Origin of the sequence: Ramlibacter sp. (assembly GCF_035706265.1) — a bacterium.
GTDB lineage: Bacteria > Pseudomonadota > Gammaproteobacteria > Burkholderiales > Burkholderiaceae_C > Ramlibacter.
Genome location: NZ_DASSVG010000222.1, coordinates 1 through 8,122 on the forward strand (window position 1 = coordinate 1; position 8,122 = coordinate 8,122).

The following is an 8,122-nucleotide window of genomic DNA, read 5'->3' on the forward strand; positions in this document are numbered from 1 at the left end:
AGCCGCACGGTGATGTGGTTGTAGATCATCTCGGTCCAGCCGAGCATGTCGAAGATGCGGTAGGCCGCAGCGAGTTGGACCCGGGCGGACCATTCGTCCGGGTGCATGGCGGGCGCGCGCGGCTGCAGGACGGCGTTCATCGGCGGCGCTCCTTCTTCTTTTTCAGTAGTTGCCCTTGGCAGCGGGTTGCTGCGCCTGCGCCCCGCCCTTGAACTTGCCGGACAGCGCGCTGGTGGACTTCACCACCAGGTTGGTGTCGGTGCCTACGGCGATGAAGCCGGCGCCCATGTCGATGTGCGTCCGGGCCAGCGCCTCGTCGAGCGTCAGGATGCCGACGGACTTGCCCGCGGCCTGGATGCGGCGGAACAGGTCCTCGTGCATCTTCATCATCTCGGGATGCCACGGGTCGCCCACGTGGCCGAAGGCCGCCGACAGGTCTGCCGGGCCGATGAACACGCCGTCCACGCCCTCGACGTCGGCAATCGCGTCGACGTTGCGCACGCCCTCCTGCGTCTCCACCTGCACCAGCAGGCACACCTCGCGGTTCGCTTCCTTGGCGTAGTTGGCGTTGCGGCCCCAGCCGGAGGCGCGGGTGGCGGCCATGCCGCGGATGCCGTCCGGCGGATAGCGCAGGCAGCGCACCAGTTCGCGGGCCTGCTGCGCGTTGTCCACCATCGGCACCAGCAGCGTCTGGATGCCGAGGTCGAGGTACTGCTTGATCAGCGCCTGGCCGACGTAGCCGTGGCCCATGGGCACGCGGGCCACGCCTTGCACGCCCGGGTAGCCCGCGATGATCTGCGACTGGATCATCAGGTTCTGCAGGTCGTTGGGCGAGTGCTCGGAGTCGAGCAGCAGCCAGTCGAAGCCGGCGGCGGCGCAGATCTCGGTGGGCAGCGGCCCGAGCAGGCTGCACCACAGGCCGACCTGGGTGCGCCCTTCGCGCAGGGCCTTCTTGAACGCGTTGACCGGGGTTTGCATGGGGTGTGCCCTCAGTTGAATGTGAAAGTGAAGCGGCCGAGCGGCCCGTAGTCGGCGTCGAACGTGTCGCCGCGTTTCGCCGGCACGGGCCGCGTGAAGGAGCCGGCCAGCACGACCTCGCCGGCTTGCAGCCGCTCGCCCCAGGGCGCGAGCTTGCGCGCCAGCCAGGCCACGCCGATCGCCGGATGGCCCTGCACGCCAGCGGCCAGGCCCGTCTCCTCCACCACGCCATTCTGGCGCAGGATGGCGCCCACCCAGGGCAGGTCCACCTCGCCGGGCCGCGCCTTGCGGCCACCCAGGACGATGCCGGCGTTGGCCGCGTTGTCGCTGATGGTGTCGAAGACCCTGCGCGGCGCCCTGGTGTGGCGGTCGAACTGCTCGATGCGGGCGTCGATGATCTCGATGGCCGGCTGCACGTATTCGGTGGCGGCGAGCACTTCCTCCGGCGTGACGTCCGGGCCTTGCAGCGGCGCCTTGAGGATGAACGCCAGTTCCACTTCCACCCGCGGCGCGATGAAGCGTTCGGTGGGGATCGCGCCCGGCGCAAAGAACATGTCGTCCAGCAGCGTGCCGTAGTCCGGCTCGTCGATCTGGCTGGACTGCTGCATGGCGCGCGAGGTGAGGCCGATCTTGTGGCCGCGCACCTGGCGGCCCTCGGCGATCTTCATCGCCACCCAGGCGCGCGAGACGGCGTAGCCGTCCTCGATGGTCATGCCGGGATGGCGCTTGGAGAAGTGCTCCACCTGCACGCGGGCGCGTTCGCTCTCGTGCAGTTCGCGGGCCAGCCGCTGGATCGTTTCGCTGTCGAACACGCGCTTTCCTACTTGTTGAAGAGGGGATGCAGGCTGCTGTGCTTGCCGTCGTACACCTGCCCGGGGCTCTCGTCGATCTGCAGGGTGATGCCGATCGGCGCCTGCTCGAAGATGGGCGCGAAGTGTTCCTTCGCGACTTCCATCAGCCGGTCGCCGGCGGCCTTCTGCACCGCGGCGCTGCGGCCGGCGCCCATGCGCACGTTGAGGTACACGAAGGCGTAGTCGCCCTTCCCGTCGGCCACCGCGTAGTGCGCGGCGGGATAGGCCAGCACGCGCACGCCCCCGGTGGGGAACACCTGCTTGCCGGCCTCGTCGCGGACGGTGAGCATGGTGTCGGCGAGCTTGCGGCACAGCGCGCCGAGGTCCGTCTTCGGCTCGATGTTGGGTGTGTAGAGGATGACGCAGTGGGGCATGCTCAGAGCCGCTGGTTGACGTTGGTGTAGCCCTCGGCCGAGGAGGCCTGCGCCTTCGGGATCGCGTCGCCGGCCACCGGCGTCACCGGGAACACCGCGTTGATCTGCCCGGTGCCCGAGGCGCCGAAGTAGGGCGTGACGACCTCGGCCTGGCCTTCGTAGGCCGACCAGCCCAGCGCGCCCAGCAGCATCGCCGTGTCGTGCATGAATCCCTCGCCGTGGCCCTTGGCGGCGTACTCCGGCAGCATGCCGCAGAAGGTCTTCCAGTCGCCGTGCTGCCACAGGCGGATCACCTCGCGGTCCAGCGTCTCCAGGAAGGGGCTCCAGATGCGGAAGGCGTACTCGGGCGCCAGGCCGTTCTGCGCGAAGCGGTGCGACAGCGAGCCGGAGGCGAAGAAGGCCACCGTGCCGTCGTAGTGGTCCTCCACCGCCTGCCGCAGGGCCCAGCCCAGGCGGGCGCTGTCGTTCAGGTAGTGCGCCTGGCACAGGGCCGAGACCGAGATCACCTTGAAGTGCTGGTCCTGGTTCATGTAGCGCATGGGAACCAGCGTGCCGTATTCGGGCGCGAGGGTCGTGCGGTCGTGCGCCAGCGTCTCCACGCCCCATTCGTTGGCCACCCGCGCCAGCAGTTGGCCGAGCTCCGGATTGCCCGGGAACTCGTATTCCATGTTGCTGATGAAGTGCGGCAGCTCGTTGCTGGTGTAGAGGCCCTTGAAATGCCGGCCGCAGTTGACGTGGTAGTTGGCGTTGACGAGCCAGTGCGTGTCGAACACCACGATGGTGTCCACGCCCAGCTCGCGGCAGCGCCGCCCGATCTCCATGTGGCCGGCGATCGCGTCCTGCCGGCTGCCGTGGCGCGGCCCCGGCAGCTCGCTGAGGTACATCGACGGCACGTGCGTGATCTTCGCCGCCAAAGCCAATTTACCCATGCCATCTCCTGGACTCGAACGCCCCTCCCCTTGAGGGGAGGGGTTGGGGTGGGGGGAGCGTCAATGCGCCCGCGGGAGCTCTGGGATCGCGCCCCATCACGCACCCCAGTGCGGGATGGGGTGCGAGCCCAGAGAGACCGCGATGTTCTTCGGTTCCAGGAACACCTCGTAGCTCCAGGTGCCGCCCTCGCGGCCGGTGCCCGAGGCCTTGGTGCCGCCGAAGGGCTGGCGCAGGTCGCGCACGTTCTGGCTGTTGACGAAGCACATGCCGGCCTCGATCGCCGCGGCCACGCGGTGCGCGCGGCCCACGTTCTCGGTGAACACGTACGAAGACAGGCCGTACTCGATGTCGTTGGCGATGCGGATCGCATCCTCCTCGGTCTCGAAGGGGATCAGGCAGGCGACCGGGCCGAAGATCTCGTCCTGCGCGATCTTCATGCGGTTGTCGACGTCGGCGAACACGGTGGGCGCCACGTAGTTGCCCTTCTTCACCCGGCCCGGCAGCGGCGGCACGTCGAGGCCGCCGCACAGCAGCGTCGCGCCTTCCTTCTGCCCCAGCTCGATGTAGCCGCGCACCTTGGCCAGGTGGCCCTGCGAGATCATCGGGCCGATGATGGTCTTCTCGTCGCGCGGGTCGCCCACCGTGATCTTCTTCGCCCGGGCGGCGAAGCGCTCGGCGAACTGCGCGTAGATCGACTTCTGCACCAGGATGCGGCTGCCGGCGGTGCAGCGCTCGCCATTGTTGGAGAAGATCATGAAGACGGCGGCGTCGAGCGCGCGCTCGAAATCCGCGTCCTCGAAGACCACGAAGGGCGACTTGCCGCCCAGCTCCATGCTGAACTTCTTCAGGCCCGCTTCCTTCACGATGCGGTTGCCGGTGGCGGTGGAGCCGGTGAAGGAGATCGCGCGCACGTCGCGATGCCGCACCAGCGGCTCGCCGGCCTGCTTGCCGTAGCCGTGCACGATGTTCAGCACGCCGGCGGGAATGCCCGCTTCGAGCGCCAGCTCGCCGAGGCGGGAGGCGGTCAGCGGTGATAGCTCGCTCATCTTCAGCACTGCGGTGTTGCCGAAGGCGAGGCAGGGCGCGACCTTCCAGGTGGCCGTCATGAACGGCACGTTCCAGGGCGAGATCAGCGCGCACACGCCGACCGGATGGAACAGCGTGTAGTTCAGGTGCGTCGGCGTCGGGTAGGTGTGGCCGTCCACCCGCACGCACATCTCGGCGAAATAGGTGAAGTTGTCGGCCGCGCGCGGCACCAGCTGCTTGCCGGTCTGGGCGATCACCTGGCCGGTGTCGTCGGTTTCGGTCTGGGCCAGCTCCGGCACGTTCTTCGCGATCAGCTCGCCGAGCTTGCGAACGAGCTTGGCGCGCTCGGGCGCCGCCAGCGAGGCCCACTTCGGGAACGCCTCCTTGGCGGCCGCGACGGCCTGGTTCACTTCCGCCTCGCCGCCGGAGGCGACTTCGGCCAGCACCTCCTGGGTGGCCGGGTTGACGGTCTCGAAATATTCGCGGCCGGCAACGGTCTTGCCGGCGATCAGGTGGTCGATGCGCATGTCAGGAAGTAATGGTGTTCATGAGGGCGCCGACGCCCTCGATTTCGGTGACCACGACGTCGCCCGCCTTGCAGTCCACCACGCCGTCGGGCGTGCCGGTGAGGATCAGGTCGCCGGGGTTCAGCGTCATGAAGCTGGAGAAGTACTCGATCAGCCAGGGAATGCCGAAGATCATGTCCTTCGTGTTGCCCTGCTGCGTGACATGGCCGTTGACGGTGGTCTTGAGCGCCAGCGCCATCGGGTCGGCGATGTCCTCGCGGTCCACCAGCCAGGGACCGAGCGGCGTCGCGCCGTCGCGGTTCTTCACCCGCAGGTTGGGGCGGTACCAGTTCTCCAGGTAGTCGCGGATCGCGTAGTCGTTCGCCACGGTGTAGCCGGCGACGAAGTCGTAGGCGTCGTCGCGGCGCACCTTCCGCGCCTGCCTGCCGATCACCACCGCGAGCTCGCATTCGTAGTGCATGAACTGCACGCCGGCGGGGCGGCGGGTGGTCTGCCGGTGGCCGTTGAGCGCGCCCTCGCCTTTCAGGAACACCAGCGGTTCCTCCGGCGCCTTGAAGGCCAGCTCCTTGGCGTGGTCGGCGTAGTTGAGGCCCAGCGCCAGGATCGTGCGCGGCCGGTCGAGCGGCGCCAGCGGCGGCAGCCAGGTCACCTGGTCCTGCCAGACCCGCGTGCCGTCTTCCAGCAGCAGCTGGCCGTCGCGTTCGATGGCGTTGTGCAGCACGCCCTGGTGGATCACGCGCGCGCGCTTCATGCGGCCTCCGCGACGAAGGTGTTGGTGAGGGTGCCGAGGGCCGGCATCTTGATTTCCACGGTGTCGCCGGCGCGCACCCGCGGCCGGCCGACGTCGCAGCCGAGCATCAGCATGTCGCCTTCGCCCAGCGTCATGAACTCGCTCACGTCGGCCAGCAGCTTGTCGGCCGGGCGCAGCAGCTGCGAGAAACGCACCGTCTGCTTCAGCTCGCCGTTGACGCGCACTTCGAGCTTGAACACCGCGGGATCGCCGGCCTCGTTGCGGGCCCGGATGCGGTCGCCGATGCCGAGGAAGCCGTCGCGGCAATTGAACTTCACCGGCGGGCGGAACAGGCTCTCGTGCGGCAGCCGCACGTCGTTCATCAGCACGTAGCCGAAGACCTCGCGCGCCGACTTCATCACCATGGCGACGGTGGCGCCCACCTCCACCTCCTCGAAGCCGGCGGGGATGGCGATGGTGCCGCCGTTCTCCGTCCAGGTATTGGCCGGCTTCACGTACAGCACCGGCGCCTGCGGCGGCGCCTTGTAAGGCGGCTCGTTCACCTTGGGCCCGAGCGCGTCGAGCTCGCCGCGGAAGTTCAGCAGGGTGCCGTACACCGTGCCCCGTTTCACCAGGCTCATGTCTGCTCCAGTGCGATCAGTTCGTCCAGCAGCGCGTAGAGCTGCGTCAGTTTCTGCTTGCCCAGCGACTGCTCGAGCCACTGGTAGTGCATCTCGACGGTCGTCGAGAGCCGGTCCACCATCTTCAATCCCTTGGGCGTGGCCTCCACCACCGTGCGGCGCTGGTCGGAGGGATCGCGCTCGCGCCGGATCAGGCCGTCGCGCTCCATGCGGGCCAGCACGCCCGTGAGGCTGGGGCCGAGGATGGTGGCCTCGCGCGCCACCCGGCCCGTCTCCAGCGTGCCGTGCTCGCCGAGCACGCGCAGCACGCGCCACTGCTGGTCCGACAGGACGTGCTCGCGCAGGCTGGGCCGCGTGCGCGCCATGAGCGATTCGCGCGCCTGCAGCAGCAGGCGCGGAAGGTTGCGATGGGCGAAGGCGGGGCTCACGTCGGGTGGGTCGGCAGCGTTATTTAACATGTTAAATGATTGGCCGACGCCGTCAAGTGCACCCCCGACAGGAGGGGTATTCGCAGGCTGGTTGCTGGAGCGAAGCGAAAGCCCAGCGATTCGCGCGCGCCGAAAGCGCTGGGCTTCGGCGGTCGAGGCTGGCCGCCTCGGCCGCGCTCAGCACCAGCCTACGCAAATGCAAACCCCAGCAGGGGCTTCAGTCCACCGACGCCCCCGCGCTGCGGATGACCTGGCCCCAGCGCTCGGTCTCGCTGCGGATGTACGCGGCCAGGCGGTCCGGGCCCATGCCGGCGGCTGCCGGCTCGAAGCCTTCCGATTCCAGCTTCGCGCGCAGTTCGGGCTGCGCCATCACCTTGCCGAGCGCGTCGGCGTACTTCTGGACCAGCTCGCGCGGCGTGCCGGCCGGCGCGACCAGGCTTTGCCAGGCCACCGCCTCGAAGTTGCGCGTGCCGGCCGCGCCGCTTTCCGCGATGGTCGGCACCTCGGGCAGCGCCGGCTGGCGCCTGGCCGAGGTCACCGCCAGGGCGCGCAGCTTGCCGGCCTTCACGTGCTGGATCGCCGGCGGGATGTCGCTGAACATCAGGTCGAGCTGGCCGGCGAGCAGGTCCGTCACCGCGGGCCCGCTGCCTTTGTAGGGCACGTGGGTCAGTTTCGCGCCGGTGGCGGCCTTGAACATCTCCACCGCCAGGTGGTGCGGGCTGCCGTTGCCGGCCGAACCGTAGCTGAGCCCGTTGGGCCGGCTCTTCGCCAGCGTGACGAGTTCGGCGATGCTCTTCACGGGCAGCGCGGGATTCACCACCACCAGCAGCGGCACCGCGCCGATCAGGCCGATCGGGGCGAAGTCCTTCTGCGGCTCGTAGGCAAGCTTCTTGTAGAGCCAGGGGTTGATCGCCAGCGTGGTGCTGGTGGCCACCAGCAGCGTGTGGCCGTCCGCGGGCGCACGCGCCACGAAGGCCGCGCCGATGCCGCTGCCGGCGCCCGGCTTGTTGTCCACGACCATCGTGCGTCCGAGCAGCGGCGCCATCTGCTGCGCCAGCATGCGTCCCAGCATGTCGGTGGTGCCGGCCGGCGCATAAGGCACGACGATGGTGATCGCGCGATCGGCTTGCGCGCGCACGAGGCCGGGCGCGGCGGTGACTGCAACGCCGGCGGCGAGCTGCGCCAGGACGGTTCGACGGTTCATGGCTTGTCTCCTGTGTCTTGTAGTGGAATCAATTCTGCTGCGCGCCGCGGATGCGGTCGACCAGGCCGAGTGCATCGGCCGGCAGGGCGTCGCCGCGCCAGGCCACGTGCTGGTCGGGCCGCGACAGCACCAGGGCGTGCCTGTACACGCCGGCCGCGTCGCGCGAAACGACATCCAGCACCTGCAGCGGCACGCCGCGGCGCTGCGCCGCCTGTTCCAGCGCCGTGGTGGACACCGCGGGGTCGAAGCGCAGCAGGGTGTAGCCGGTGCCCATGGCGTCGTAGAGCGAACGACCGTCGTCCAGCCACAGGTGCGGCGTGCGGCAGCCCGGCACGGTGGAAGGCGTGAAGCGGTCCATCGTGTAGGCGGGATGCGGCTCGCCGTCGTACGCGATCAGCGGCGAGCGGTCGTAGAAGTAGCCGAAGTTCAGGCC

Annotated in this window: 9 protein-coding genes and 2 pseudogenes; all 11 read right to left on the bottom strand. The window is 69.1% G+C overall.

The features are described from left to right. A pseudogene (locus VFM98_RS08370) lies at nucleotides 1-140 on the bottom strand (class II aldolase/adducin family protein); the annotation flags it as partial. Nucleotides 141-162: 22 nt separating this feature from the next. Then, complete coding sequence (locus tag VFM98_RS08375; protein ID WP_325109456.1) at nucleotides 163-978, bottom strand: aldolase/citrate lyase family protein; 816 nt, start codon at nucleotides 976-978, stop codon at nucleotides 163-165. A gap of 11 nt (nucleotides 979-989) precedes the next feature. Next, nucleotides 990-1,790: a 2-oxo-hept-4-ene-1,7-dioate hydratase gene (hpaH, locus tag VFM98_RS08380; protein ID WP_325109457.1), complete on the bottom strand. Its 801-nt coding sequence runs from the start codon at nucleotides 1,788-1,790 to the stop codon at nucleotides 990-992. An 8-nt stretch (nucleotides 1,791-1,798) separates the two neighbouring features. Next, a complete protein-coding gene (locus VFM98_RS08385) occupies nucleotides 1,799-2,203 on the bottom strand; it encodes a 5-carboxymethyl-2-hydroxymuconate Delta-isomerase (RefSeq protein WP_325109458.1) in 405 nt (134 codons plus the stop codon). A 2-nt stretch (nucleotides 2,204-2,205) separates the two neighbouring features. Then, nucleotides 2,206-3,132 carry a 3,4-dihydroxyphenylacetate 2,3-dioxygenase gene (hpaD, locus tag VFM98_RS08390; protein WP_325109459.1) on the bottom strand — a complete coding sequence of 309 codons (927 nt, stop codon included), beginning with the start codon at nucleotides 3,130-3,132 and terminating at the stop codon, nucleotides 2,206-2,208. Between the two features lie 96 nt (nucleotides 3,133-3,228). Then, nucleotides 3,229-4,686: a 5-carboxymethyl-2-hydroxymuconate semialdehyde dehydrogenase gene (hpaE, locus tag VFM98_RS08395; protein ID WP_325109460.1), complete on the bottom strand. Its 1,458-nt coding sequence runs from the start codon at nucleotides 4,684-4,686 to the stop codon at nucleotides 3,229-3,231. A gap of 1 nt (nucleotide 4,687) precedes the next feature. Next, on the bottom strand, nucleotides 4,688-5,437 hold the full coding sequence (locus tag VFM98_RS08400; RefSeq protein ID WP_325109461.1) for a fumarylacetoacetate hydrolase family protein: 750 nt from the start codon (nucleotides 5,435-5,437) through the stop codon (nucleotides 4,688-4,690). After that, the gene (locus VFM98_RS08405) at nucleotides 5,434-6,057 is read right to left on the bottom strand and encodes a fumarylacetoacetate hydrolase family protein (RefSeq protein ID WP_325109462.1); all 624 of its coding nucleotides are present in this window, start codon (nucleotides 6,055-6,057) and stop codon (nucleotides 5,434-5,436) included. The genes VFM98_RS08400 and VFM98_RS08405 overlap by 4 nt, the downstream gene beginning before the upstream one ends. Beyond that, nucleotides 6,054-6,515: a homoprotocatechuate degradation operon regulator HpaR gene (hpaR, locus tag VFM98_RS08410; protein ID WP_414708999.1), complete on the bottom strand. Its 462-nt coding sequence runs from the start codon at nucleotides 6,513-6,515 to the stop codon at nucleotides 6,054-6,056. The genes VFM98_RS08405 and hpaR overlap by 4 nt, the downstream gene beginning before the upstream one ends. Nucleotides 6,516-6,702: 187 nt before the next feature. Continuing rightward, entirely contained in the window at nucleotides 6,703-7,689 is a 987-nt protein-coding gene (locus VFM98_RS08415) for a tripartite tricarboxylate transporter substrate binding protein (RefSeq protein ID WP_325109463.1), read from the bottom strand. A gap of 28 nt (nucleotides 7,690-7,717) precedes the next feature. Further along, nucleotides 7,718-8,122, bottom strand: a pseudogene (locus tag VFM98_RS08420) (monooxygenase); the annotation flags it as partial.